The sequence below is a fragment of the Sulfurimonas sp. ST-27 genome (assembly GCF_048081595.1).
Lineage (GTDB): Bacteria > Campylobacterota > Campylobacteria > Campylobacterales > Sulfurimonadaceae > Sulfurimonas > Sulfurimonas hydrogeniphila.
The window spans coordinates 1,525,065-1,549,199 of record NZ_CP182226.1; the positions used below are offsets into that span (position 1 = coordinate 1,525,065).

Consider the following 24,135-nt stretch of genomic DNA (forward strand, 5'->3'; position numbering starts at 1 on the left):
AACAAAAAAAGGGTCTTCTTATGGTTTTACAGTATCAAAATGAGTTACTTGCTCTGGCAGCTATATTTCTGCTCATACTCATTTATCTTGGAATAAAACGAAAAAACAAAACAGAAGCTGACACAAAAGCGGCTAAAAAAGAAGAAGCACTCAAAGCAGAGCAAAGTGGACAAAGTACTGCAACACCACAAAAAAAGATTCAAGAAAAAAAAATACAACATTCTGTGCCAAGGCATGCAAAGATAACAAAAGAAGATTTTAAAATATTTGCCGGGGAAAGAATTCTTTTGGCCGAAGACAATCTCATCAACCAAAAAGTAATCCTTGGAGTCCTTGGAGACAGCGGTATAGAAGTAGTTGTGGCAAATGACGGACAGGAAGCACTTGACATCCTCAAAACAGACAAAAACTTTCTCATTATACTCATGGACGCGCATATGCCGAGAGTTGACGGGTTTGAAGCCACCAGAGCTATCAGACATGATCCGCAGAACAATCATATCCCCGTCATTGCACTGAGTGGAGATACGGCAAGTGATGACATTAGAAAAATGAAAGAAGCCGGTATGGATGAACATCTTGAAAAGCCTTTGCAGGTCGGTGCTTTGTATGATATTTTGTATCATTACTCAAGCAGAATCTCTTCTGCTGAAGAGAATTCTTCGGATTTACCAACTTTAGATACACACAGAGGATTGCAGGTATGCGGGAATGACAGTGGTTTTTACCATGATATTTTAAAAGAGTTTCTTGTCGCCTACAGCAACTCAGCAGAGGAGTTGGAAATTTTATTCAAAAACAATAAAACAGATCAGGCTGACAGTCTGTTACTTGACATCATCGGTGTCTCTGCAAATATTGGGGCGGATGCTTTAACTGCCTGTGCAAACGATATTAAAAACAAAATAGCTGAAAATGAAAGTAGCGATCTTACTTTATATAAGAAAAGAGTTCAAGAACTTATCCAAAGCATTGAGAATTATTTTCTTACATGTAAGTAACGGGATAAGCCTAAGCAACTTACATATAAGAAAAACTATTACCAATCTACACATATAAATAATTCCTTAAATAAATAACAAAATTCATTCACCTAATGTAACACTAATTATAAAAATAAGATAAAATCATTATGTTAGTCAATAAAATTGATTTATATCAATATTATTGGTATCAGAAAAGACTAGAATACATATGATTCTAAAATATTAACAGAGTTTAAGGAGTGTAAAATGATCGATCCATCTATAATCAGACCGGAAATTGCGTTGGATGATTTTCTAACTATATTTGTATCGTCAGCACTTGTGTTAGTTTTTGGAGGATTTTATGTTGGTATATATACTGCAGTAAAAGTTAAACTACTAAAACCGTGGAGTATGCTTTTTGCATACATGTTTTGGGTATTGACTGCCTATTGTTTGTATTTAATGGGAAGTTTAATGCATGTCGGGGAATTTACTGCAAAAGCTTTAGTTGTCGCAGCAATTGGATTGTTTTTACTTCCATTTGCTGTTTATTATATGCAAAATCAGGTTCATGAAGAAAATGAACACTGATTGTTAATATATATTTTGACAATAAATTTATAGGAGGATACAGTGGCTAATAAATCTGTATGGAGTGACAATCGTTTCTGGCGAAGAACAGCAACGTGGGTTACAGGTTTTGCATCAGTTCTTTTAATTTGGCTAACGTTTGATACGTCAGCTCAGATTGCAATGGGAAATGATCAGGATCTACAAAACAAGGTGACGAAGAGGGTTCCAGGACCTACCGTTATAAATTACAAAATCACGTATGAAATGAGCGCAAAACGTGGTCATGAAATTCCTGTGATTGGGGAAAAAGAAAAGTTCTTTGGTCGAGATGACTATTCTGAAGAAGAAGCCGGGGCTTTACTTCACTTAGGCAAGTTGGGCTCACAGGCCAAAAACTGTATGGATTGTCATACACTTCTTGGGAATGGCGCATACTATGCACCTGACTTAACAAAAGCATGGTTGGACCCTGCATGGGGACCAGATGGTGCGATGCAGGCTTTAACGGGGAAAAACACAAAAGAAGAGGCGATGGCTGAATTCCTTATGCATCCGGACCAGTATCCTACACATGCCCGTATGATGCCGGATTTAGGTATCACAGCAAAAGAGGCTAAAGGTTTAGTTGCTTTCTTGAAACATATGTCATCTATTGACACAAATGGCTTCCCAAGAAACTTTGGAAAAATAAAAGGAGCAGTTCATGGCAAGTAAATATTTAACAGGTGTCGGAAGTGAATCAAAACAGTTGGCAACATGGTACTTTACATTTGCAGCTATTCTCTTTGGCGCCCAATTACTTTTCGGGTTAGTGGCAGCGATTCAGTATGTAATGCCTGGTTTTTTATATGGCGTTCTGGACTTTTCAATTGCCAGAATTATACATATTAATGCACTCGTTGTTTGGATGGTCTTTGCAATGTTTGGTTCTGTTTACTGGTTACTGCCGGATGAGACAGGTATTGAGACAGTCGGTATCAAAATCGGAAAGCTTTTGTTTTGGATTTTTGCAGCAGCAATCGTTGTCGTTGTACTTGTATACCTGTTCATTCAGGTAGGTCCTGCAGATGCAACAACAATCTGGTTTATTACAGAGGGTCGTGAATATATTGAAGCACCTCGTTGGGCTGACTGGGGCATTGTCGTTGTCGCACTTGGATTTGTCGGAAATCTTTTCTTAACAGGAATGAAAGGGGAGCAGACAGGAATTGTCACCGTTCTTATGGCAGATATGATTGCCTTTGCAGGTCTTTATTTGGCCGGTATGTTCTTTACGGACAATATTTCAGTTGATCAGTACTGGTGGTGGTGGGTAATCCACTTATGGGTTGAGGCTACCTGGGAAGTTTTCGTTGGCGCGATTGCGGCTTACGGTCTTATTACTATGATTGGCGCGCACCGTAAAGTTGTTGAAATGTGGTTATGGATAGAAGTTGCAATGCTTTTCGGTTCAGGTATTCTTGGACTTGGGCACCACTACTTCTGGATTGGTACACCTGAATACTGGTGGGAAATTGGTGCACTATTCTCTGCACTTGAACCGTTACCGCTTGTAGCTATGTTTATTCATGTACTTTATGATTGGGGTAAAACGCAAGGTGGAGAAGAAGCAAGAGGAAACAATGTTTCTGTTATTAACAATAAGCCTGCATTTACATGGTTTGTCCTTAATGCTTTTGGTAACTTCTTGGGTGCAGGTATTTGGGGATTTTTCCATACACTACCTCAAGTAAACCTTTATACTCACGGTACACAGTTTACTTCGGCACACGGGCACTTAGCTTTCTTTGGTGCTTATGCAACTATTCTTGTCGGTATGATGTATATTGCAGTTCAAGGCACAAACGGGATTAAAATTATGAAAAACACGAAAGCCTCTATATGGGCTGTTAGCCTAATAGTTAGTGGGGTAGTCGGCATGACCGTAGCACTTACGATTGCAGGATATGTACAGGTTCTTGTTTCTCGTGCACAAATGGGTGCTACTTGGGCAGGATATTTTGACGGTCAAAGCGGAATGTGGTTTTCTCAAGCAATGGATTGGAGACTCATTATGGGTGTAGTTACATTCACAGGTTTCATATTCTTGGCAAAAGATTTACTTACAACTGGTAAAAATCCAGTACACGAAAGATAAGGAGATACAATGTTTGAACCATTTACAGATGTCAACCCGAGTTTTTTCGGTTGGCTTAACCAAGGTCCTTTGACCTTAACAATTTTTCTGCACACTATAATAATACTTCCAATGATTTGGATCTATTTTCAGGAGAAGAAACGTTTGGAAAATGAAAACTAGTCGGTATTGACTCTTTATGAGTCAATATCTAATCATATTTTAGAAGGAGAAATAAAATGAGATTAGGTAAATTAGTTATATCAGCTGCAGCGTTTGCAGTTGTCAGTTCAGGTCTGTTTGCGGGTACTTCGCATATGGATGTTGAGAAAATGTTCGAAAAAGAGTGTCAGGGTTGTCACGGTCCAAATCATGAAGGGGGCGTCGGTGCGGATTTGCGTCCGGCAAAATTAGAAAAGAAAAATGCATACAGTCTGGCTGAAGTTATTTTAAATGGTCGCCCCGGAACTGCAATGCCTGCATTTGCAAATAAAATGAATCAAGCAGATGCACAAAAAATGGTGGATTATCTTCAGCATTTCAAAGGTAAAAAAATAGAAGTCCTTACGCTCGATGCGGTAAAACAAGGCTGGAAAAAACTTAATGATAGAGCAAAGCTATTAAAAAAATATCCGCATGCAGTAGATGTAAAACATGTTACGGATATTTGTTTTGTTACAGAACGTGATGCAGAAAGAGTTACTTTTATCGATGGCACAAGTGGTAAAATACTTTCACGTCACCCTGCAGGTTTCGCTGTTCACGTAACAGTAACAAACAAACGTCAGCCTCGTTATGCATACTCAATCTCTCGTTCGGGTTTAGTCACTATGTTTGACCTTGCATCAAAAGGTCAGCAAAAAATTGCACAGGTACAAGTCGGTTCCGATTCTCGTGGTTTAGCAGTTTCACCTGATGGAAAATACCTCATGGCAGGAAACTATGTTCCGGGCGGTGCAATTTTAATGGATGCAATGACACTTGAGCCGTTAAAAGTTTACCCAACTTCATCTGTAATTAATATGGACGGAGATATCGGTTCATCTCGTGTAGCAGGTATCTATGATACTCCATACGGTCCATATATTGCATTTGCACTCAAAGATGCAGGGCATGTCTATATTATAGATTATTCTAAACCAAACTTCCCAATTGTCGGAGATATTCCAAATATCGGTAAAATCCTGCATGACGGTTTTGAAAATGAAGGAAAAGAAATAGGCCGTTACCTAATGCAAGCTTCTCAAGGAAGTGATGTAATGGGTGTAGTTGACTTTAAAACAAAATCTTTGGTTGCCAAAGTATACACAGGTCCGGGAAGCAAGCCGCATCCAGGTCAAGGTTCATCATGGTATAATGACAGATACGGTCAACTCTATGCGACAAACAGTATGAATGTCGGTGATGTAGTTATTTGGGACAGCAACTGGGATGTTGTTGCACATGTAAGAACTGCAGGCGGCGGTCTATTTGTCGGTACAAGTGAGCATACACCGTTTATCTGGTCTGATTGTGTACTCGGCGGTCCAGATAACTGGAATAAAATCTACCTTATCAACAAACAAACATTAGAGACTGATAGAATTTTGACAGTCGGTACAAAAAAAGGAACTATTACAGATCCTGTAACGCATAAAACACTTTACAGTTGGAAAGTCCCTACTGTTAAAGATAAAAAAGGCAAAGTAATTATTCCTCGTATTTTACATGCTGAACCTGCTAATCATGGTCATTGGACAATGGTTTCAGAGTGGAATGCCGGTCGTATCGGTATTTATGAAGCGAAAACCGGTAAATTTGTTAAATATATAGAAGGTTTGACAACACCGACGTTTACATATTCTATCGAACACAGACAGTCTATTCCTGGCGCGTAGACTCTACTTTTATATTTCTCCCTTTTTTGGGAGAAATCCTCTCATTACTTGATATAAATCATCTTTTTTTTCATAATATTTTTTTATAATTATATATCTAAGCTTTTTATTTAATTTTTCCCTGTTTTTTGGGATTTATAAGCAAAATTTCAAGTAAATTTTCGCTACAATATAAGCAATATACAGTTCTTAAAAAAGGGAGATGGAGTGAAAAAACTGATTATTCTTTTTTTACTTTTTTGCTCTGTGGCTTTTGCACAAAAGCCAGATGGTAAAAAAGTCTTTCAAACTTACTGTTGGGGATGCCATCATCAAACAGCAATGGCCTTTGGTCCCCCGTTTTCCCAAATTGCCGCAAAAAGAACAAAATCTGAAATAGAAGCCTATATAGCTTCTCCAAAATCAATGTACAAAGCTTTTGGCTACAAAAGAACTGTTATGACACAGCTTCATCTCAATGCACAAGAGCTCGATGCCATCAGTGACTATATTCTCTCTTATAAAGGTAAAAAATAATGTTTCGATTGTCAAATCTTATCGCCTCCGTTGTCGAAGAAAAAAAAGAGAGGATTTTAGACGGCAGTATCGCCATTTGGAACTTTACCAACCGCTGTAATCTCTCCTGTCTGCACTGTTACTCAAAATCAACCTTGGATGAAGTAGATACCCTCACAACTGGGCAGATTAAAAAAACCATCCTGGAGATGAAAGCCAATGGTGTCAAATTTATCATCTTTTCAGGGGGCGAGCCCTTAACAAGAAAGGACCTCTTTGAAATCGCCGATTTTTGCAAAGAAAACGGTATCATTACCTACCTCTCAAGCAACGGGCTCTATTTTACAAAGGGCAATATAAAAAGAATTACCGATACCTTTAACTATGTCGGTGTGAGTATAGACGGTGATGAAGCCACACATGATTACTTCAGAGGGCTAAAAGGGGCTTTTAAAGAAACATTAAAATCTGTTTTGCTTGCCAATGAAACAGGCGCAAAAGTCGGTATTCGATTCACTATGACAAAAGACACCATCAATTCTTTGGAATATATTTTTGATTTGGTCGAAAAACACAATATTCCAAAAATATATATTTCCCATTTAGTTTACTCCGGTCGGGGACTCGACAATCTAAAAATGGATCTTACAAAAGAGCAGAGAAGAAAAGCGGTTGATTTTATACTGGGCAAAGCATTTGAGTATTATGAAACCGGACGTGACATAGAAATAGTGACCGGAAATATGGAGATGGATGCGGTTGCATTTCTCAATAAGTTTGCACAAAAGTATCCGGAACTTAAAGATAAAATGAGACAAAGACTTGTAAAATGGGGCGGCAACTCCGCAGGTCGAAAACTCCTCAACATAAACAGCGAAGGCGATGTGCGTCCTGACCCGTTTTTTCCTCTCATTGTCGGTAATATTATTCATCAGGACTTTGGTGATATCTGGCAAAACGGAGCATTATTGGATGAGCTGAGAATTCATCCAAGAAAACAAATCAGCGGTATTTGCAGTACATGTAAGCAGATAGATATATGTAACGGCGGCAGTCGCGCACGTGCGTATGCAATAACAGGTGACCTGTGGAGTGAAGATCCATCCTGTTATTTAACCCAAGAAGAAAGAGAGACAGTATAATGAAAATAAGAAAAATTTTAGCAGTTGTATTAACAGCCTTGTCTTTACATGTAAATGCAAGTGCACATGAAAAAGTCTTTGTTGTTGAGAGAGAGAGTAATTCGGTAGCAGTCATAGAAGACGGGCTCCCAAGAAACCATATGGAGCATATGCACAATATGAATCATGGTGTTATGAAGTTTTATGGCAAGGACGGCTATCTTATCTCCCGCGACGGCTATATTATAAGATTTAATCCTGTCAGCGAAAAAAAACTTTCCGAATATAAAACAAGCAAAAGTGCCATAGGGTTTGTCATTAACAAAAACTATGTCGCCGTTGCCAACTATGATGACAAAAGTGTAGATATTTTATCCCGTAATCTGCAGCCCATACAAAAGCTCAAAACCGGTTCACGCAATGTTGGTATAAAAATCTATAAAAACTATCTTGTTTTTTCAGAAATGGACAAAGACACGATTGCCGTCTACAAAGACACAAACAAAGGCAAAGGCAAACCGCATTTTGTTCTCTACAAAGAGTTTAAAGATGTGGGAATTATGCCTTTTGACGCTTTACTTGATGGCAATAAATATGTCAACGGCTTTTTCAACAGTCCCTGGATAGGCGAACTCAACTTGGATACCATGAAATTTAAAAAAATTCCATTACAGTTGGGAGAAAGAGAACCGGTTTTAAAAGTACCGCATTTCGGTTTCTGGTCAGTGAGCCATTCTAAAATCTTCATTCCTGCGGTGGGAGACAACAAAGTTTTTGTCTTTACTCCAAAATTTAAATTTATTACAGCTATTAAAACTGAAGGAATGCCTGTTTTTACTGCCCTTTCACCGGATAAAAAATATTTGGCTGTGACGTTCAGCGGTAAAAAGTTTCCGATCATTCAAATCATAGATACAAAAACACTCAAAGTCATTAAGCGATTTCAGTTTGACGGCAAGGTGTTACATGTAAGATGGTCCCGGGAAAAACCTTATCTGTATGTTTCTGTCAATGATGCTAACAAAATCGCTGTAATAAATACAAAAGGATGGTGGTTAAAACGCGAAATTTTTACCATCAAGAAGCCTTCAGGTATTTTTATTTATGAGGAAAAAAACAATGAGTAGAGTTTATTTAACCGGTGCCGGACCCGGAGATATTGAGCTGTTAACAATGAAAGCACACAGAGTTATCGGTGAGGCCGATGTCATCATATATGACCGTTTGGCAAATCCGGAAATATTAGAAATGACAAAAGACGGATGTGAATTTGTCTATGTCGGCAAAGAAGACGGCAGGCATACACTTCCTCAAGAAGAGATAAATGAAGTTATTTACCAAAACTCGCTCAAGCACAATGTAGTTGTCCGCTTAAAAGGCGGAGATCCTTTTGTCTTTGGACGCGGCGGAGAAGAGGGAGCATATTTGCATGAAAGAGGTGTAAAATTCGAAATTATTCCCGGAATCACCTCTGCAGTCAGCGTTCCTGCCTATGCCGGCATTCCGGTCACTCACCGTGGCATTGCCGTGAGTTTTCGAGTAGTTACAGGGCATGAATCCCCAAACAAAAAAGAGTCCCAGATTGCCTGGGAAAATTTCAAAACAGATGACACCATCGTATTTTTAATGGGACTGCATAATCTTTCTAAAATTTCATCAAAACTGATAGAAGTAGGCAAGCCTGAAGATTATCCCTGCGCTGTCATTTCACGCGGTACGACAAAAGACCAGAGTGTTGTTGTCGGAACACTCGGTGATATTGTGCAAAAAGCAGAAGGTGTACCAACTCCCGCACTCATTATAGTCGGAAAAGTTGTTACACTCAGAAAACAGCTTGACTGGTTTCATCACTAATAGTTTTGTAACTTATACTCTTTATACAAGAGTGCAGCTTCGGGATTTCCTGCGTCTATAGCCTTTTGGGCCCATTTCTTTGCCTCTTTGAATTTGTTTTGTGTAACATAGATTTCACTTAACAGATAACAGGCTTTGGTATCACCCTCTTTTGCATTTTTTTTCAGCCACTCTGCGGCTTTGTCAAAATTCATTGTCTGCATATAAATACGGCCTACATTTTGCAGCGCTTTTTTATGCCCCGCTTTTGCCGCACGTTCTAACAGTTCGGCTGCTTTAGAGATATTTTGTTCTACTCCATACCCGTTGTAATACATCAGCGACAAATTATAGGTTGCATTGATACTCCCCTGCTTCGCTTCTGTGTCTAACAATGAAAATGCTTTTTTATAATTTCCGGCATGAAAGGCTTCAAAAGCAGCATCTGACCCGTATAACAATGCACTCAGCAACAGTATAGAAAGTAATTTTTTCATACAATTCCTTTTGTCATATATAATACAATAAAGAGGAGAGAAACAGGGCACCCAAAAATGTTACCGCTAACATTACAGAGCGTTTTTGAGACTCTTGTATCCCGTGATGTGCCTCCAGATAATCACTGAGTCGGATTGCCGGATAGATTGTAAAAATAAACATTGGGAAAGTCAGCACCAAAATAATCATAACATCGTGAAGTGTCATCAAAATTCCTCGAAATTAAATTTTTCTTTATAATTATTATTATATCATATAACAAAGGGGTTACTATGAAAAAAATCATAATTTCGACGATTTCGATACTTTTAAGCACTCTGCTTTTCAATGCCTGCTCAACAGCAAAAATATCATCCGAAGATGTAAAAACAGCTGATTTCATACACTTCAAACATGAGATTCCACTCAAAAAAGTCCATACTCTCATTCGCGAAGCCGGTGAAAAAAACGGTTGGAGAATCACTGAGTTTAAAGAAAATATGCTTATCGGAGAAAAAGAAGAAAATGCTAAAATGAAAGCAGTTACCATTACTTTTGCAAAAAATTATTTTAATATCTCACCAAAAGACGCTGATTTGCAAGAAGCTATAAAAAAAGAGGTTGAAGCGACAGAAGAGTAGTTATATTTATATACTTTTGATACACTTGATGCAAGAAAAAAACAAAAGGTATTGAATGGATTTTTTTAAATATATACATGCGGTAGGCACCGGTCCAAAAGGCAACAGAGATTTAAGCTTTGAAGAAAGCAAAGATATGATGGAACAGGTTTTGAACCAGAGTGTTCCAAGCGAACAAATTGCCGCATTCCTGCTTGGATGGAGACTCAAGCCTGAAACGACAGAGGAGTTCCGAGGAGCTTTAAGCGCATGTGACGAATATACCCGCAAAGAGAATATTCCGGATTCAATAGAATTGGGATACCCTTTTGACGGTAAAGCAAAAAATCCGTATATATTTCCTCTGGTTGCGCAAATGTTAGAAAAGACAGCATTGAAACTTGTCATTATGGGAGATGAAAAACAGCCGGCAAAAGATGGTATCACCACTAAAAATATTTGCCAGGAGATAGATCTTCATCCAAATATTAAATATTTTGACAGAAAAGAGTATTGCAACAAACTCCATAAGCTGACAGATATCAGAAACAAACTGGGACTCAGAAGCGGGTTCAATACAATAGAGAAACTTCCAAAAGCTGCAAACAGCAAATATGCCATTACAGGCGTCTTTCACAAACCTTATGTCAAGAAATATGTTGAAATTTTTGCAGACAGATATGAACGTTTTGCCTTAATTCAGGGGAATGAAGGAACACCGGAACTTTTCAGCAAAGGACGCCTTTGGATGATTGAAACAGATGAAGTCAAAGAGATTATTATAGACCCGCAATACTACGGCATACATTATAAAAAATCCTGGGACCAGATCACTCTTGCAGACTCACTCGAACAACTTAACAACCCTTCTGATGAATATTTAAAACTGGCAAAACTCAATGCCGCAGTCTATCTTTTTATAGCCCAACAATACAAAACAATTGATGATGCTTTTGAAGCTTTGCAATAAAAACATCAAGGAGTAAACATCTACTTTTGCTTTAAACACCCGGCTATATCACTGGGTTTCATATGTCCTCGCAATGCCTTGCAGCGAAAGAGCTCATTTTCGTCAAGAAAAAAGAGCGTTGGATATTGCACAGTATAGAGCATTTCTATAGGAAAACTCTCTTTTTGTTTTTGATAGACTATAACAAAAACTGCACATTTTTCAATAAGCGATGAAACTTTTTTGCTGTTGATAATTTTAAAAAGCTCTTTATTGCAGGCAGCAGAGTATTTTTTTGTCAGATAGACCATCAGTATTTTATTTTCCTGAACAGCTTTTTGATGGGCATTGCTGTAAGAGTTTTCAAGTATAAATGATTCTCCCTCCATGAAAAAGAAACAAAGCAATACAAGAAGTCTAATCAAAATCTTTTTCCAGATCTACTATTGTAATTACCGGCGGATCCGGAAGTTGCGGGTATGCCGCTTTGACAATATTTGTCACCCATTGCGGATAAATTCTAAAGTTAAGCTTTATGTTTACATGTAAAGGATACTGCAGCTCTTTTTGCAATGAAAATTTTTCTACAACCCGTTTGCCTGCAGGGATTCTTGTATCTTTGAGCAGTTTTTCATATCGCCAAAAAAACAATCCTACCGGTTTGCCCTCTTTGTCTCCAAATACTTTGTTGAAAATGACAGAACCTTTTTGAATCTCTCCCTCTTTATTCAGTTTTCCGCTGCTAAAAACAATTTTTCCGCTTTTGTCTTTTACTGTTATATCAAGCCAGAGTTCCCGAAAATCTGCCGCGCCTATCGGGAGTTTGTGTCCAGCCCCCACATTTTTTACACCTACAGACAAAACCCCTTTGTCAAGTTTCACATCCAGTTTTGCCGATGTTTTTAAAAGCTGTATGGACTGAGACTCATTCTCTTTGTTTTTCAAGCCGGCAAGGAAATGGTTTCCGCCTGCAAAATAGTGTACTTTGATATCCTTTTTATGTTTTCCCCCGAGAGTTGACCTGCCTTCAAGCGGAGAGAATTTTCCGTTTTTCAAATAGGTCATATGACAGTCGATACACTCTTTGTGCTCCTTTGGCTTCTTCGGATTGTTGTAGGGTGATTTTTTCCACTGTTCGTACGTTGAGACAACTTTTTTCCCGCTATGCGGCAGAAACTCATTATGACAAGAGGCACAATACTCGCTTTTTTTGTATAAAGGTTTCATATACTCCTGTTTATGAACCTTTGGCTTTGCATTGATAAGCTTCTGACTGATCCAGACTTTCATATCTGCATGCGCATCTTCATACAGATATTTTTTTCTTTTTGTAAGATTAAGACTGTAGGAACTGTTTCCCGTCGGCTTTGCATCTGTTATACGGTGGCATGCAATACAGGAGACACCCTGTTCAAGTCTGTTTGGATGTTTTTCAAATTCATTTATCAGATTTTTTGATCCCTTGGTAAAAAGCGGTTCCGGCATAATATTGTCTTGCATAAAATGTGTAGTTCTTTCCTGATGCATACTCACGGCACTCGGATTGTGGCAACCCATACACCATTGTCTGAACTCTTTGCCTCTGTCCATTTCGGCTAAATTTTCAAGCACCATATAGTATGGATTGGAATCGGCAAGATGCCTGTGGTTTGAATCCGCCCATTGTTGAAAGACAGCCGGATGGCAGGCCTTACATGTAACGGAGTTTGTCCAGTCTATGCTGTGGTGATGTTTTGCACCGTCTGTAAAGATGATATTTGTCAGTTTCTCTGAACTTGAATAGGCATAGTTTGGAAAGAATATCAGCAAGAGAGGAAGAACAGCTGTCATTTTTTTTACTGCAAAAAACTTTCTCAGATGCAGTGCAAAAAAGAACAGCAAGACAAAAGAGCCATAAAGATGTATATAGTATGAGATAATACCATAGATATCACCGCCTCTGTTGCCTATCAAGAACAGGTACGTTCCGCTGACGAGCAAAAACACAAACACAAAAGCAAATGCCAATCCGCTTTTGCTTTTGTGTTTCATAATTATCATACTCTCATAAATATGCTTATATAAAAAAGGAAGCACAAAAAACAGTGTAAGGACTACAGAACCAAAAATGTGAAGAAATTCTATCACTCGAAAATAGGACCATTGCAGCGAAAAATAGTTCATCAGCAAAATTCCACTGACAAACATAAAGAGAATATCAAGGTTTATATATAAAATTTTCATTGCAGTTCCTTATACTCGACAACATCACCTTCAAGTGACTTTAAAAATGCTACGATTTCATCTATCTGTATCTCTGTCAACTCCATGCTTAACTGGTATTTCCCCATAATACGGACAGCTTCCCGTAAATCAAATACGGCTCCGTTATGAAAATAGGGAGATGTTTTCGTTACATTTCTTAAAACAGGTACCCGAAAAAGCTGTTCATTGTTTTTTCCCAAAAAGCCGCCTTTATTTTCAAATGGATATCTGCTGTAGGGTTTGATATTGAAATCAAAAGCAGCTACATCACGACCGATAAACTCTGTGCTGAAAATTCCCGTTACATCTATGATATGATTATAATTGCGTGTCGGAAACTTTTGAATTGTCTGTCCTCCGACCGTTATACCGGTATGGCATCCCTTACATCCAAGCTGAATGAAATTTCTGAAACCTCTTTTTGCCTCCTCACTCATAGCAGAGTCATCACCCTCTAAAAATCTGTCATAGGCACTTCGGGTAAGCAGCGTTTTCTGATATACATCCAAAGCCTTACACACATTTTCAAAAGTCACTCCGTCTTCAAAAACTTTGTCAAACTTTTGTTTATATGCATTGTTTTTTTTGACTCTTTCTTCGACCTCTTGCGTTGATAAATTCATTGTATATTTGCCATGTATCATCGGAGCAATAGCAGATTTTGAAGTTGTTGCAGACCCGTCCCACATTCTGTATTTTGCCAAAGCAGAATTTAGGATTGTAGGGGTATTTAAATGATTGGGAGAGGTTTTTCCTTCTGTACCAATAGCAGTTGCAAGTCTGTCACTGCCGCTTTGATCTTTTATATGGCATACCATACAGTCAGTTTTGGCCTGAGGATGAGTCAGGTCATCTAAAAACTGCTTTTTATTGTGCGGATTTTCACCCAACATATGACAAGAAGCACAACTGACTGATGTGTCCTGAGAAAGTATTTTGTCAAAATACAAACTTTTGCCCAAGGCAACTTTCTCTTTTGTTATCGGGTTCTCTTTGAAATCAAGCAGTTTTAAAAAGCCGCTATACTCTTTTGGTATAGGAGACATGCCTCTGCTTAAGGCAATTTCCCGAAGTTTCTCATCACTGTAAATTTCTTTTGGTTTGTTTGGGATTATATAAGGGAGCAGTTCTATCCATACAACAATAATAAAAATTGCCAGGAAAGTCAAACGTAGCATAATGCACTCCCTTTATAAAACGAATATAAGATTAGATACCAAAAAACTTTTTCAGCCAGTCTCTTTCTTCTTTTGTCTCTATATAGATTTTTCTCACTGTTTGATTTGCATCACCAAGGACGACAACATCATTTCCGATAACTTTCAAATGTTTTTTTCCCCACTTCTGGTCCAGTTCATCCATACGGTACAATGAATCTGCCGCATCCGGTTTCTCTTTGGTCCCTGTTCTTGTATCTACAATGGCAAGACCCCCGATTGTTTTTTCAAACTTATACGGACTGTAGACTTTAATCTCTTTGTAAATTCTGTGCGGCTTTGTATCCGGGGTAGCTTTTTGTATCGCTATAAACCCAAGTGCAAAAAATGCAAACAACATCCCTAAAAACAATCCTTTTTTAGCATTCATTACTGACTCCAATTTTCTATATATTTTTTTGCTTTTTCATCAAGCATTTTCATTCTCTCTTTTCCTTTGGGCAAACTTTTACGCAGTTTTTTCATCTCCTGCAAAAACTCCGAAATTCCACCTGGAATCATCTTTTGCAGATACTTTCTTAAATGTTTTGCCATTGCAGGAGAAGCACCTGAAGTTGATATTGCAATAATCAGATCCTCTTTTTTTACATACGAAGGAAAAATAAAATCACAATAGGCCACTGAGTCCACAGCATTACACAAACAATTGTACTGCTTGGACTCCTCAAATATCTCCGCCTGCAGTGCAATACTGTCCACAGCAACCACTACAACAGCAAACTCCCGTATATCACCTTTTCTGTACTTACGCTTTTCATACACAAGATTTTCTTCCTGTATACGTTGCAGCATCTCTTGTGAAAATTCATTTGCAATGATATGTATGTCTTTTGTAAAATCAAGAAGATGTTCCAACTTTTCATACGCAACATTTCCGCCACCTACTATAAGAATTTTTTTACCGTCTAATTTTAAAAATGCCGGAAAATAAGCCATTCCAAATACCCTTACTTAAGTTTTTGTAATCTAATCATAACATATACAGACATAAAGTTCTTGACAAATATCAATTTAAATTTAGATAAAGATAGATACAATCATTATGCTAAAAATTAATATAAAGTAATACAGATGAAACAAGAGATACTTTCAAGAATACAGAAAAAGTTTCCGTTGGTACAAAAACCTTTTGAGGTGATTGCTGATGAGTTGGGTATGCGAGAAGATGAAGTTTTAGAGATATTGCAAGCAGAAAAAAAAGCAAATATCATACGTCAGACTTCCGCCATATTTGACACAAAACGCCTGGGGTACAAATCATCTCTGGTTGCGTTTAAAATTCCCGAAGAAAAAATCAACAGTGCCGTAAAGATTATCAATGCCCATCCCGGTGTTTCGCATAACTACGAAAGAAACCATGATTTTAACATCTGGTTTACCATGGCAGTTGCACCTGATTCTGTTTTGGGTTTAGAAAAAACAATACAAACGCTTGCCAGCCTTACAGAGGCAGATGATTATATTGTTCTGCCTACCCTGAAGCTTTTTAAGATCAATGTCAAACTCAATACGACAGGAAAAGACGAAAAAAAAGAAGAGGTAAAAAAAGTTGTCCATAAAGATATAGAACTGACACCTTTACACCATAAAATTATTCAGAGAGTACAGTATGACATTGACTTTGTCAGCGAACCGTTTGCTGATATCATCAATGATCTTGATATAGACTACGAAACCTTTTTCAATACCCTGCAGGAGTTGCAGAAAGCCGGTGTCATGAGACGGTTTGCTTCCATTTTAAACCACAGAAAAGCAGGTTTTAATGCAAATGCCATGGTTGTCTGGGATATTGATGAAACACTCGGCGATGCCATAGGTGCAAAGGCAGCGGCTTTTTCTGCCGTAAGTCACTGCTACCTGCGTCCAAAATACAAAAACTGGCCCTATAATCTCTTTACAATGGTCCACGGAAAAACGACCCAAGAGACAAATGCCATGATTGCGGAGATGGCACAGGAGATAGAATCAAAAGACTACATGCCTCTGTACTCATCAAAAGAGTTTAAAAAGGTAAGAATTGAGTATTTCACACCCAAATTTGCCGAATGGGAAAAAAAACATGCTACAGTTGCATAAAGGAGAAATATAATGGAAAGATTTTTTGAACTGGAAATTGCATATATTGTAATAGGAATATTTTTTTTGGCCATTACCGCCTTTGTCACAACAAGGGATTTTATGCCAAAAGGTGCCTTTAAAAAAGGAATGTCTGGTATATTTGCCATATTTGCCATTATGATAGGTATTCATTATTTTGTAACTACCAAAAGAATGCAGGGTGTCAAAGAAATCTTTAATGAAGGCAAGACTGTTATCTGTGAAAACAAGATGAGAAGAACCATTTCACAATCTGTTTTGATTTCAAAAAAGCTTGGATGGAGACTTGATGGTGATTACTTCAAAAATCCTGATTTTATCAGAGATTTTCATACGGCAAGATGCGTAGACTATTCACCTATTGCCCCAAAAGATGAGACTGAAAATGATAAGTAGACTCAAAAGATATGGTATGGCTGTCATTTTTTTGTTTTTAGTTGTCATTTTAATGCTGCTGGGAACCCTGGGTGTCAAAGATTTTGGAGATCAGATGTTTAAAGATGCAAATATTACAATTACCCCAGAAGGAGAAAGGATACATTTATGAGTTTGACATTTTTGTTGAGTATTGGAATTGTTCTGACAATTATCTTTCATTTTTTAGGCGTGTATGCCGGTGCTAAAAAAATAGTATGGATTGCCATTATTCTTATATGGGCTGCTGTTATTTCTGTTGCAACAAGTGAAGTCAAGCCGAAAGCCTATGATGATATAAAAAGAATGCAGGGTAAATATAAAGATACAGACCAACTTATAGACGAAGCGATGCCAAAAGTTTCGGTATATGAAATGATACTGATAAAAAACAGTTATTTAAAACATGAGCCTCAAGAGTAGGCTCATACAATCAGGCAGCACCCAGTGCTTTTTTGACATTTTCATCAGCCATGGAAATATTCCACTGCGGTTCCCAGACAACTTCTACATCAGCACTTTTTACATTTGGCAGTTTTTCTACTGCTTCTTTTACCCATTGCAAAATCATCTGATGCATAGGACAGGCCTTTGTTGAAAGCGTCATGACTACTTTAGCATTCCCCTCTTCATCACAACTGGCATCATAGATAAGACCCATTTCCACAAGATTAAAACCTACTTCCGGATCTATAACCGTTGAAATTGCCTGAAATAATTCATCTTTTGTATACATGTAATTCTCCTCTTCTAAAATTTTATGCTTTAAAATTTATCATATAAAATACATTTCTGATAAATGCCAATGTTCCTATAAAAAGAAAAGAAGCACCGGCATGCAGCAATGCATCACCTTTTGTAAGTATTGCGATGGTAATCAAAACAACACCGACTGCACAAAATACAAACTGAGCCTGCGAACTTTTGTACGGTACCATATCTGCCAGCATCGGAACCTTCTGTTTCCCTACCAATGGTGAAAACTTTTCAAACCAGACCAAAAACGGAATTATTTTGTAAATATGCCCTGTAATCAAAAAAGCAAAAAATCCAAAAAAGAACAGCCACATAGAGGCCAGTAAAAATTCCTCTTTTTGTGTCAGAAAATAAAACACGACAATCACAATGGAAACCAACATGGAAATATAAGAGAACATCAAAGAGACCGCATAGATATCGTTCTCTTTTCTTGGTCTTGTACTGTAAATTATATAGATAAGATAGAAATAGACGATCATCGAAACAGCTGCCAAAGCATAGCCGGTATAGGCCAGTATATCTATCTTAAAAAATGAAGATATGACAACACTCACAACAGCCATACTCATCATAATCAAAGAAATCTTTAACGGTTTCAAAGAAAAGCTGTGTGAGAGCGTAAACATAGGAACAAGCACAATAGAGAGTCCCATAATGGTTATCGCAATGTAACCGCCTAAAACCGCATAGACATGGGCCTTCAGCAAGGATGCAATATCCAAAGAAACTGTTCCGGCATAAGAGAGTGCCATTAAAAGCCCAAAAATTATTCCGAAGAACAAAAAAGTGTTTGAAATAAGCAGACTGCTCATCACCAAAGTTAATTTTTTGACTTTAAATATTGTTAAAAAAATTTCGCCTACAAATATCAGCATAGATATCAATACAGTCACACCGCCGTAAGGCAGCAGCGCGGGAAAATACAAAAATCCGAACACCATGAGCAGTGTACCCGTGAGCAGCAACGGCCAAATTGCATAAAAAAGTTCTACACCAAAGTGTCCGACTTCAAGAACAACCGGAACCAGTTGTGCCATTGCACCAAAAATCACCATCATGACAAAACCCAATAAAAACAGATGTACAAATGCCATCATATCCGGGTTGACAAAAGAGAGATTTGCAGCATCAAATGAAAAAAGATAGACTGATGCAAAAAAATAAAACAGGCTCCCTATCAGGAAAAAAGGAGCTATCAGTTTAAACGGCGGTGCAAAGTCCTGCGATATTTTTACCATTACTCAACTCAACCGCCACAACTTGTCTGTGTCAAATCAGATTCACTTGCAGCATCTTTGTTATATGAAAAAATAACTTTTACCAAACCGTCATCCAGCTCTTGTATATCATACTTCACATCATCTTCAAGTTTTGCAAAAAGTCCTCCCGGTGCTTTATGGTTTATCATCACCAAAGTGTCATTAGTTCCTTTTATAAGAGCCAAGCCTGCCATTGCATTTACCATTGGGTGTGGCGGCCCCTCTTTTGATGTATCAAAATAATAGGTACTTTCTCCATCTTTTTGCAATTTATAAAAATCAACGGTAGCACCGTCAACAACTATTTTTTCAGCTTCATTGGGTATATGTGACATTATCAATCCTTTTACTTATAAGATTTCATGATTGTAATCAAGAAAGCGTAATAACAGGTTGACCAATATCAATAAAAAGAGAAAAATCACTCAAAAAGGATGGTTAATGCCTCTTTGTTTGTAATTTTGTATGAACTTGCCTCTTTTTTTACAAACCCTAACTTTGTAAATTTCTTCAGTATTCTCGAGAGTGTCTCGGGAGTCATGTGCAGATATTGTGCAAGCTGATTGTTTTTCATCTTCAGTGCCTCGTCATTTTCACAAATATATTTTGCAACTCTTGCCGTTGAGTCCAGAACAACATTCAAGGCTATCACATTGTCAAGATGCTTGATTTTTTGGGTCAGTGATTTAAAAAGAGCCAAAGAGATATCTTGATTTCCAAGAAAATACTCTTTGAATTTTTCAAAGTCTATCTCTAAAACACTCCCGTCACTTTCAAAAGCAGCAGAAGCAGGATAAGGAATACCTTCAAAAACCGCCATTTCGGCCACCATGCTTTTTGGTCTAAACCGATGCAGAATAATTTCATTGTTTTTTGGATCTATTTTATAAATTTTCACAACACCTTCAAGCACCATCGTAAGATGCTGTGCTTTGTCTTTTTCATAAAAAAGAATTTCACCTTGAGAAAAACTTCTCTTTCTTGTGATTGAAAGTAACAGTTTCAACTCTTTTTCATTGAGATTTTCAAAAAAAACAATACTTTTTAATTCGTCAATTGTCAACATCATCTTATCTGCCCGCTTCCGTAAATTTTATATTTATACGTTGTCAACCCTTCTATTCCCATAGGCCCTCTTGCATGGAGTTTGTTTGTACTGATTCCCACTTCTGCACCAAAGCCAAAAGCGCCTCCGTCTGTAAAACGGGTAGAGGCATTGACATAAACTGCCGCTGCATCAATGTTGTTTAAAAATTTCTCTGCTGTAGTGATATTTTCAGTAACAATAGCTTCCGAGTGTCCTGAGCCGAAACGTACTATATGCTCAATTGCCCCGTTGACACCCTCAACAACCTTCAAATTTAAAATATTTGCCAAATACTCAGTATCATAATCGGCATCTGTCGCCTCTGCAACACTGATTATTTCCTGAGTTTGCACACAGCCCTTTAATTGTGTATTTGCATTGTCAAACGCCTCTTTTAAAAGAGGAAGTACCTCTTTTGCTATTGTTTTGTCTACCAACAGTGTCTCCATAGCATTACAGACACCCGGTCGTTGTACTTTTGCATTCAATGCAATTTTTACAGCGCTCTCAATATTTGCGTCCTTGTCTATATAGGTATGACACTGCCCTTTGTCATGTTTGACAACACTTACCGTTGCATTTTCACTGACAAATTTTATAAGCCCTGCTCCTCCGCGAGGAATAATCAGATCTACATATTTATCCATTTTGATAAGTTTGGCCACACCTTCACGGGAACTGTCTGGAATCAAAGATATAAGAGATGTCGGCAAATCATGATTTTCCAAGACTGCTTTTAAAACTTTTGCGATTGCTTTGTTTGAGCGTTCTGCTTCTTTGCCGCCTTTAAGGACACAGACATTTGAGCTCTTAAAACAAAGAGCAGCTGTATCACTCGTAACATTAGGGCGTGATTCATAAATAATACCGATAACCCCAATAGGAATACTCACTTTTTCTATTTTCAGCCCATCTTCAGTCAACCACCCGTCAAGTACGCGTCCTACCGGTTCTTTGAGTGCAGCTATCTCTTCTACAGCCTTTGCCATGGACTCTATTCTCTCCTCGTCCAAAAAAAGTCTGTCCATCAATGCAGAACTTAATTTGTTCTTCTCACCTTCAAGCATATCAATAGCATTTGCTTCTATAAGATCCATAGTATTGGCACGTAAAGCATTTGCCATTTCATGTAGTATTTTGTTTTTATCACGTCCGCTCAAACTGTTAAATACTCTACTCGCAGTCTTTGCTTCTTTTAAAAATTGTTCCATATCCTCACCCATTTTTTAGACTTTATTTTAATAATGTTATACTACCATAAAACATTTAGGACTTGTATGAAAACAATTACATTTATCGGAAATGGCAATATGGCACTCAGCATTGCCAAAGGTTTAAAAAACAGTTACAAAATAGAAGTAGTTGGAAGAGACCGTAAAAAGTTAGACAGTTTTGAAGAAAAACTCGGTTTACATGTAAAGAAATCTCTTCTTGATAATTTTAATATTGAAGATAAAAATATTCTCCTGTGTGTAAAGCCGGCAAATGTAGAAGAAGTGTCAAAAAAACTGCAAGGCAGAGCAGAGGTACTCTATTCGGTTTTGGCAGGAACAGGCATTCAGAAACTCAAAGATCATTTTAACACATCTGCAGTTGTAAGAGCTATGCCGAACCTTGCGGCGAGTGTTGGAAAATCCATGACAACACTTACAGGAGATACCGCCTATAAAGAAGAAGCACAAACGCTTTTTAATTCTATCGGATCAACAAGATGGCTGGCAAACGAGAAAGAAATAGACATAGCAACAGCTCTTGCCGGCAGCGGTCCTGCTTATCTTGCACTTATTGCAGAATCTTTAAGCGACGGAGCAGTCAAACAGGGACTCAAACGCGAAGATGCCATGGCTATTATGCGTGGTTTGTTTGACGGTTTTGGAGAGCTTATCCAGGAAATACACCCTGCACTGCTTAAAGATGGTGTCATGAGCCCGGGAGGAACAACAGCAGCAGGATATGCTGCACTCGAAAAAGGAAATGTTCGCAATGCCTGCATCCAAGCAATAGAAGAAGCCTATAAAAAAGCAGTGAAGCTGTAAGGCTGGGCTGCTTTAATACCCGTCTTCTGCTTCATAGGTTAAATACAGAATCATAATCCAGATCAACAGACAGACAGAGACTATTTCATACCCTATCAGCCAAACTACAGGAAATGCATTGAGATTCAGTAACTGAAAGCTTTCCCAATTTGCATTTGCTATAAATAAAAATAAAAACAAAGCTCCAACGGTATAGGGGATACCGACAAAATAGAGTATGTATGCAACGAATTCCCATTGTTCGGGAATAAACAGATAATCTTTAAAATCGACTTTTTGAGAACCAAAACTTGTACGCTTTTTAGCTGTTTTTGCTTTTCTTCCATGAAAAGACTTTGCACGTCTTTCATTCAGTATCAGCTGATTGTAATAAAGCATATTCCGCTTCTGCTTTAACTTATCCTCAGTTGTTGTTTTATTCATAATTTTTCCTATTAAAGTTATTTTACATCTTTAATAGTTAATGACAACTTAAACTGTTAATAATAATGATTTATCACTTTTTGAAAATGTTATAAAAATTTAAGTATCTCTTCTTCTATTTCCTCTTTTTCTATCACTGTTTTTTGCACTATCGGTTTTGTAAACAACTCTTGTATCATCTTTGGAATTTCAAAATTTGCCACTCTCGATATTGATTCTAACGCATCAATATCTTTCATATCAATCTCTCCTGTCAGTGCATTTGCAATTACCGGAGAAAATTTCGTCCACTCAGCTGTCGAATAGGCAATAGTCTTAATCTCAGGTTTTGAACATGTTTCATAGGATTTCATACATGTAGCCGTATGCGGATCCATCAAATAGTTATATTTTTCAAAAGTCTCTTTGATGTATTTTTTGCCCTCTTCTCCTGTACAAAAATCAGCATCAAAACACTCACGAAGCTTTGTAAGTTCATCCGCTGTCAATTCATAGAAATTATTTTCTTCAAGATTTTGCATTAACTCTTTTGTTCTGTCTTCTCCAAACAGATCGAACAAAACTCTTTCAACATTTGATGACTTTAAAATATCCATAGCAGGTGATGTCGTACCAATAACTTCACAATTTCTCAAATCATATTTCCCGTCACGAATCAGACGCGTAAGCACATTGTTTTCATTTGATGAAATAATGATTTTTTCAACAGGCAGGCCCATTTTCCAGGCATAATATCCCCCAAGAGCATTTCCAAAGTTCCCGCTTGGGACGTTCAGATACACTTTTTCACCCATTGTGACTGCATTTTGACGAATCAGCTCCAGATAAGAGTGAATATGATAAATAATCTGAAATATTATACGTCCAAAGTTAACTGAATTTGCTGCTGAGAGTTTCATATCTTTTTTTTGCAATGCATTCTTGAAACTTTGTGAAGCTAGTAAACGTTTTAAAGCGCTTTGTGCATCATCAAAAACACCGTTTATCCCGATGACTTTTAGGTTTGGTGCATCTTCTGTCACCATCTGCAAACGCTGCACATCACTTGTTCCGCCATCCGGGTAGAGACATGCAACTTTTACATTTGCTTTGTTTTTAAAAGTTTCAAGTGCCGCAGGACCGGTATCTCCGCTTGTTGCAGCCAAAATCAAATAATTTTCATTTAATCTCTGTGCGATAGAAGAAAGAACTACACCAAAGGGTTGCAGTGCCATATCTTTAAATGCGCGAGTAGGCCCGTGATACAGTTCACTGATATAGAGGTTTTCTTTGACTTTTACAACAGGGACAGGATTGGATGCATCATCAAATTTGTCATACAGACTCAGTGCCTCATCAATCACTTCTTTTGCTATATCTATTTCAAAACGATCCAACATATCTGCTGCAAGTTCTTTATAAGAAGAGTTCAAATGCTTTTGTAAAAATTCTTCTCCGAGAGCAGGAAGATTTTGCGGGACATATAAACCGCCAAAAGATGCTATAGGACTCAATATTGCTTCCGAAAAGGTAACCGTTTGCGGCTTTTTCTTATCTACGCCGCGTGTTTGAATAAAGTTCATATTTTTTC

31 protein-coding genes are annotated in these 24,135 nt (G+C 37.7%); 17 read left to right on the forward strand and 14 right to left on the reverse strand.

All coding sequences use genetic code 11. The features are described 5' to 3' along the window. Nucleotides 1–20 precede the first annotated feature (20 nt). The 10 genes from ACM66U_RS08040 to cobA all read left to right on the forward strand — a co-directional run bounded on the left by ACM66U_RS08040 (nucleotide 21) and on the right by cobA (nucleotide 9,004). Complete coding sequence (locus ACM66U_RS08040) at nucleotides 21–1,001, forward strand: response regulator (RefSeq protein WP_151899973.1); 981 nt, start codon at nucleotides 21–23, stop codon at nucleotides 999–1,001. Between the two features lie 231 nt (nucleotides 1,002–1,232). Continuing rightward, the gene (locus tag ACM66U_RS08045) at nucleotides 1,233–1,559 is read left to right on the forward strand and encodes a hypothetical protein (RefSeq protein WP_151899972.1); all 327 of its coding nucleotides are present in this window, start codon (nucleotides 1,233–1,235) and stop codon (nucleotides 1,557–1,559) included. A gap of 42 nt (nucleotides 1,560–1,601) precedes the next feature. Further along, nucleotides 1,602–2,255: a c-type cytochrome gene (locus tag ACM66U_RS08050; protein WP_151899971.1), complete on the forward strand. Its 654-nt coding sequence runs from the start codon at nucleotides 1,602–1,604 to the stop codon at nucleotides 2,253–2,255. Continuing rightward, nucleotides 2,245–3,678, forward strand: coding sequence for a cbb3-type cytochrome c oxidase subunit I (locus ACM66U_RS08055; protein WP_151899970.1), 1,434 nt, complete (start codon nucleotides 2,245–2,247; stop codon nucleotides 3,676–3,678). The genes ACM66U_RS08050 and ACM66U_RS08055 overlap by 11 nt, the downstream gene beginning before the upstream one ends. Before the next feature lie 9 nt (nucleotides 3,679–3,687). Beyond that, entirely contained in the window at nucleotides 3,688–3,840 is a 153-nt protein-coding gene (locus ACM66U_RS08060) for a hypothetical protein (protein WP_188110045.1), read from the forward strand. A gap of 56 nt (nucleotides 3,841–3,896) precedes the next feature. Then, entirely contained in the window at nucleotides 3,897–5,534 is a 1,638-nt protein-coding gene (locus ACM66U_RS08065; protein WP_151899969.1) for a nitrite reductase, read from the forward strand. Nucleotides 5,535–5,741: 207 nt separating this feature from the next. Further along, nucleotides 5,742–6,050, forward strand: a complete 309-nt coding sequence (locus ACM66U_RS08070; RefSeq protein WP_151899968.1) for a c-type cytochrome — start codon at nucleotides 5,742–5,744, stop codon at nucleotides 6,048–6,050. Further along, entirely contained in the window at nucleotides 6,050–7,171 is a 1,122-nt protein-coding gene (locus ACM66U_RS08075) for a radical SAM protein (protein WP_418640500.1), read from the forward strand. The genes ACM66U_RS08070 and ACM66U_RS08075 overlap by 1 nt, the downstream gene beginning before the upstream one ends. Then, the gene (locus ACM66U_RS08080; protein WP_346388980.1) at nucleotides 7,171–8,277 is read left to right on the forward strand and encodes a cytochrome D1 domain-containing protein; all 1,107 of its coding nucleotides are present in this window, start codon (nucleotides 7,171–7,173) and stop codon (nucleotides 8,275–8,277) included. Before ACM66U_RS08075 ends, ACM66U_RS08080 begins: the two co-directional genes overlap by 1 nt. After that, nucleotides 8,270–9,004 (forward strand): uroporphyrinogen-III C-methyltransferase, encoded by a 735-nt coding sequence (gene cobA / locus ACM66U_RS08085; protein WP_151899965.1) that lies wholly within the window; start codon nucleotides 8,270–8,272, stop codon nucleotides 9,002–9,004. Before ACM66U_RS08080 ends, cobA begins: the two co-directional genes overlap by 8 nt. On the opposite strand, the gene ACM66U_RS08090 is transcribed toward cobA, so the two are convergent. Both ACM66U_RS08090 and ACM66U_RS08095 read right to left on the reverse strand, forming a co-directional pair. After that, nucleotides 9,001–9,480, reverse strand: coding sequence for a tetratricopeptide repeat protein (locus tag ACM66U_RS08090; RefSeq protein ID WP_151899964.1), 480 nt, complete (start codon nucleotides 9,478–9,480; stop codon nucleotides 9,001–9,003). The genes cobA and ACM66U_RS08090 overlap by 4 nt on opposite strands. A gap of 13 nt (nucleotides 9,481–9,493) precedes the next feature. Beyond that, a complete protein-coding gene (locus ACM66U_RS08095; protein ID WP_151899963.1) occupies nucleotides 9,494–9,688 on the reverse strand; it encodes a hypothetical protein in 195 nt (64 codons plus the stop codon). A 65-nt stretch (nucleotides 9,689–9,753) separates the two neighbouring features. Between ACM66U_RS08095 and ACM66U_RS08100 the strand changes: the two genes are divergently transcribed. After that, nucleotides 9,754–10,101, forward strand: a complete 348-nt coding sequence (locus ACM66U_RS08100) for a hypothetical protein (RefSeq protein WP_418640501.1) — start codon at nucleotides 9,754–9,756, stop codon at nucleotides 10,099–10,101. A gap of 55 nt (nucleotides 10,102–10,156) precedes the next feature. Then, on the forward strand, nucleotides 10,157–11,050 hold the full coding sequence (locus tag ACM66U_RS08105) for a glycosyl transferase (RefSeq protein ID WP_151899961.1): 894 nt from the start codon (nucleotides 10,157–10,159) through the stop codon (nucleotides 11,048–11,050). Nucleotides 11,051–11,070: 20 nt separating this feature from the next. Here the strand turns inward: ACM66U_RS08105 and ACM66U_RS08110 are convergent, their stop codons facing one another. From ACM66U_RS08110 to ACM66U_RS08130, 5 genes are read right to left on the reverse strand one after another with little or no spacing between them, the layout of a single operon-like run. Further along, nucleotides 11,071–11,454 carry a thioredoxin family protein gene (locus ACM66U_RS08110; RefSeq protein ID WP_418640502.1) on the reverse strand — a complete coding sequence of 128 codons (384 nt, stop codon included), beginning with the start codon at nucleotides 11,452–11,454 and terminating at the stop codon, nucleotides 11,071–11,073. After that, entirely contained in the window at nucleotides 11,447–13,252 is a 1,806-nt protein-coding gene (locus ACM66U_RS08115; RefSeq protein WP_418640503.1) for a multiheme c-type cytochrome, read from the reverse strand. Before ACM66U_RS08115 ends, ACM66U_RS08110 begins: the two co-directional genes overlap by 8 nt. Then, nucleotides 13,249–14,451 carry a cytochrome-c peroxidase gene (locus ACM66U_RS08120; RefSeq protein ID WP_418640504.1) on the reverse strand — a complete coding sequence of 401 codons (1,203 nt, stop codon included), beginning with the start codon at nucleotides 14,449–14,451 and terminating at the stop codon, nucleotides 13,249–13,251. The genes ACM66U_RS08115 and ACM66U_RS08120 overlap by 4 nt, the downstream gene beginning before the upstream one ends. A 31-nt stretch (nucleotides 14,452–14,482) precedes the next feature. Beyond that, the gene (locus ACM66U_RS08125) at nucleotides 14,483–14,860 is read right to left on the reverse strand and encodes a hypothetical protein (RefSeq protein ID WP_151899957.1); all 378 of its coding nucleotides are present in this window, start codon (nucleotides 14,858–14,860) and stop codon (nucleotides 14,483–14,485) included. After that, nucleotides 14,860–15,426, reverse strand: a complete 567-nt coding sequence (locus tag ACM66U_RS08130) for a precorrin-2 dehydrogenase/sirohydrochlorin ferrochelatase family protein (RefSeq protein ID WP_418640505.1) — start codon at nucleotides 15,424–15,426, stop codon at nucleotides 14,860–14,862. The genes ACM66U_RS08125 and ACM66U_RS08130 overlap by 1 nt, the downstream gene beginning before the upstream one ends. Before the next feature lie 135 nt (nucleotides 15,427–15,561). On the opposite strand from ACM66U_RS08130, the gene ACM66U_RS08135 reads away from it, so the two are divergent. Genes ACM66U_RS08135 through ACM66U_RS08150 form a run of 4 tightly spaced genes read left to right on the forward strand, consistent with a single transcriptional unit; the run spans nucleotide 15,562 to nucleotide 17,424 of the window. Next, nucleotides 15,562–16,566, forward strand: coding sequence for an Lrp/AsnC family transcriptional regulator (locus ACM66U_RS08135; protein WP_418640506.1), 1,005 nt, complete (start codon nucleotides 15,562–15,564; stop codon nucleotides 16,564–16,566). Nucleotides 16,567–16,578: 12 nt separating this feature from the next. Continuing rightward, entirely contained in the window at nucleotides 16,579–16,983 is a 405-nt protein-coding gene (locus ACM66U_RS08140) for a hypothetical protein (RefSeq protein ID WP_418640507.1), read from the forward strand. Nucleotides 16,984–16,999: 16 nt separating this feature from the next. After that, nucleotides 17,000–17,134 (forward strand): hypothetical protein, encoded by a 135-nt coding sequence (locus ACM66U_RS08145; protein WP_269138907.1) that lies wholly within the window; start codon nucleotides 17,000–17,002, stop codon nucleotides 17,132–17,134. Further along, nucleotides 17,131–17,424 carry a hypothetical protein gene (locus tag ACM66U_RS08150; RefSeq protein WP_418640508.1) on the forward strand — a complete coding sequence of 98 codons (294 nt, stop codon included), beginning with the start codon at nucleotides 17,131–17,133 and terminating at the stop codon, nucleotides 17,422–17,424. The genes ACM66U_RS08145 and ACM66U_RS08150 overlap by 4 nt, the downstream gene beginning before the upstream one ends. A gap of 10 nt (nucleotides 17,425–17,434) precedes the next feature. Here the strand turns inward: ACM66U_RS08150 and ACM66U_RS08155 are convergent, their stop codons facing one another. From ACM66U_RS08155 to ACM66U_RS08175, 5 genes are all read right to left on the reverse strand, one after another. Further along, on the reverse strand, nucleotides 17,435–17,737 hold the full coding sequence (locus ACM66U_RS08155) for a metal-sulfur cluster assembly factor (RefSeq protein ID WP_151899953.1): 303 nt from the start codon (nucleotides 17,735–17,737) through the stop codon (nucleotides 17,435–17,437). Nucleotides 17,738–17,759: 22 nt separating this feature from the next. Then, nucleotides 17,760–18,998 carry a hypothetical protein gene (locus ACM66U_RS08160; RefSeq protein ID WP_418640509.1) on the reverse strand — a complete coding sequence of 413 codons (1,239 nt, stop codon included), beginning with the start codon at nucleotides 18,996–18,998 and terminating at the stop codon, nucleotides 17,760–17,762. Nucleotides 18,999–19,006: 8 nt separating this feature from the next. Further along, a complete protein-coding gene (locus ACM66U_RS08165) occupies nucleotides 19,007–19,354 on the reverse strand; it encodes a hypothetical protein (RefSeq protein ID WP_418640510.1) in 348 nt (115 codons plus the stop codon). 86 nt (nucleotides 19,355–19,440) lie between these two features. Further along, the gene (locus ACM66U_RS08170; protein ID WP_151899950.1) at nucleotides 19,441–20,088 is read right to left on the reverse strand and encodes a Crp/Fnr family transcriptional regulator; all 648 of its coding nucleotides are present in this window, start codon (nucleotides 20,086–20,088) and stop codon (nucleotides 19,441–19,443) included. Continuing rightward, the gene (locus tag ACM66U_RS08175) at nucleotides 20,085–21,317 is read right to left on the reverse strand and encodes a glutamate-5-semialdehyde dehydrogenase (RefSeq protein ID WP_151899949.1); all 1,233 of its coding nucleotides are present in this window, start codon (nucleotides 21,315–21,317) and stop codon (nucleotides 20,085–20,087) included. The genes ACM66U_RS08170 and ACM66U_RS08175 overlap by 4 nt, the downstream gene beginning before the upstream one ends. 66 nt (nucleotides 21,318–21,383) lie before the next feature. Between ACM66U_RS08175 and ACM66U_RS08180 the strand changes: the two genes are divergently transcribed. Further along, a complete protein-coding gene (locus tag ACM66U_RS08180; RefSeq protein ID WP_418640511.1) occupies nucleotides 21,384–22,142 on the forward strand; it encodes a pyrroline-5-carboxylate reductase in 759 nt (252 codons plus the stop codon). A gap of 12 nt (nucleotides 22,143–22,154) precedes the next feature. Here ACM66U_RS08180 and ACM66U_RS08185 read toward each other — a convergent pair whose 3' ends face one another. Both ACM66U_RS08185 and thrC read right to left on the reverse strand, forming a co-directional pair. After that, a complete protein-coding gene (locus tag ACM66U_RS08185) occupies nucleotides 22,155–22,565 on the reverse strand; it encodes a hypothetical protein (RefSeq protein ID WP_151899947.1) in 411 nt (136 codons plus the stop codon). A gap of 89 nt (nucleotides 22,566–22,654) precedes the next feature. After that, a complete protein-coding gene (gene thrC, locus ACM66U_RS08190; RefSeq protein WP_418640512.1) occupies nucleotides 22,655–24,127 on the reverse strand; it encodes a threonine synthase in 1,473 nt (490 codons plus the stop codon). Between the last annotated feature and the right edge of the window lie 8 nt (nucleotides 24,128–24,135).

Coding starts and splice junctions, on each gene's coding strand:
- ACM66U_RS08065 (WP_151899969.1), top strand. CDS start 3,897: ATGAGATTAGGTAAATTAGTTATATCAGCTGCAGCGTTTGCAGTTGTC.
- ACM66U_RS08055 (WP_151899970.1), top strand. CDS start 2,245: ATGGCAAGTAAATATTTAACAGGTGTCGGAAGTGAATCAAAACAGTTG.
- ACM66U_RS08115 (WP_418640503.1), bottom strand. CDS start 13,252: ATGAAAATTTTATATATAAACCTTGATATTCTCTTTATGTTTGTCAGT.
- ACM66U_RS08045 (WP_151899972.1), top strand. CDS start 1,233: ATGATCGATCCATCTATAATCAGACCGGAAATTGCGTTGGATGATTTT.
- ACM66U_RS08090 (WP_151899964.1), bottom strand. CDS start 9,480: ATGAAAAAATTACTTTCTATACTGTTGCTGAGTGCATTGTTATACGGG.
- ACM66U_RS08080 (WP_346388980.1), top strand. CDS start 7,171: ATGAAAATAAGAAAAATTTTAGCAGTTGTATTAACAGCCTTGTCTTTA.
- ACM66U_RS08145 (WP_269138907.1), top strand. CDS start 17,000: ATGGCTGTCATTTTTTTGTTTTTAGTTGTCATTTTAATGCTGCTGGGA.
- ACM66U_RS08135 (WP_418640506.1), top strand. CDS start 15,562: ATGAAACAAGAGATACTTTCAAGAATACAGAAAAAGTTTCCGTTGGTA.
- ACM66U_RS08100 (WP_418640501.1), top strand. CDS start 9,754: ATGAAAAAAATCATAATTTCGACGATTTCGATACTTTTAAGCACTCTG.
- ACM66U_RS08165 (WP_418640510.1), bottom strand. CDS start 19,354: ATGTCACATATACCCAATGAAGCTGAAAAAATAGTTGTTGACGGTGCT.
- ACM66U_RS08075 (WP_418640500.1), top strand. CDS start 6,050: ATGTTTCGATTGTCAAATCTTATCGCCTCCGTTGTCGAAGAAAAAAAA.
- ACM66U_RS08105 (WP_151899961.1), top strand. CDS start 10,157: ATGGATTTTTTTAAATATATACATGCGGTAGGCACCGGTCCAAAAGGC.
- ACM66U_RS08060 (WP_188110045.1), top strand. CDS start 3,688: ATGTTTGAACCATTTACAGATGTCAACCCGAGTTTTTTCGGTTGGCTT.
- ACM66U_RS08170 (WP_151899950.1), bottom strand. CDS start 20,088: ATGATGTTGACAATTGACGAATTAAAAAGTATTGTTTTTTTTGAAAAT.
- ACM66U_RS08160 (WP_418640509.1), bottom strand. CDS start 18,998: ATGGTAAAAATATCGCAGGACTTTGCACCGCCGTTTAAACTGATAGCT.
- ACM66U_RS08130 (WP_418640505.1), bottom strand. CDS start 15,426: ATGGCTTATTTTCCGGCATTTTTAAAATTAGACGGTAAAAAAATTCTT.
- ACM66U_RS08125 (WP_151899957.1), bottom strand. CDS start 14,860: ATGAATGCTAAAAAAGGATTGTTTTTAGGGATGTTGTTTGCATTTTTT.
- cobA (WP_151899965.1), top strand. CDS start 8,270: ATGAGTAGAGTTTATTTAACCGGTGCCGGACCCGGAGATATTGAGCTG.
- thrC (WP_418640512.1), bottom strand. CDS start 24,127: ATGAACTTTATTCAAACACGCGGCGTAGATAAGAAAAAGCCGCAAACG.
- ACM66U_RS08180 (WP_418640511.1), top strand. CDS start 21,384: ATGAAAACAATTACATTTATCGGAAATGGCAATATGGCACTCAGCATT.
- ACM66U_RS08150 (WP_418640508.1), top strand. CDS start 17,131: ATGAGTTTGACATTTTTGTTGAGTATTGGAATTGTTCTGACAATTATC.
- ACM66U_RS08040 (WP_151899973.1), top strand. CDS start 21: ATGGTTTTACAGTATCAAAATGAGTTACTTGCTCTGGCAGCTATATTT.
- ACM66U_RS08095 (WP_151899963.1), bottom strand. CDS start 9,688: ATGACACTTCACGATGTTATGATTATTTTGGTGCTGACTTTCCCAATG.
- ACM66U_RS08140 (WP_418640507.1), top strand. CDS start 16,579: ATGGAAAGATTTTTTGAACTGGAAATTGCATATATTGTAATAGGAATA.
- ACM66U_RS08175 (WP_151899949.1), bottom strand. CDS start 21,317: ATGGAACAATTTTTAAAAGAAGCAAAGACTGCGAGTAGAGTATTTAAC.
- ACM66U_RS08120 (WP_418640504.1), bottom strand. CDS start 14,451: ATGCTACGTTTGACTTTCCTGGCAATTTTTATTATTGTTGTATGGATA.
- ACM66U_RS08155 (WP_151899953.1), bottom strand. CDS start 17,737: ATGTATACAAAAGATGAATTATTTCAGGCAATTTCAACGGTTATAGAT.
- ACM66U_RS08185 (WP_151899947.1), bottom strand. CDS start 22,565: ATGAATAAAACAACAACTGAGGATAAGTTAAAGCAGAAGCGGAATATG.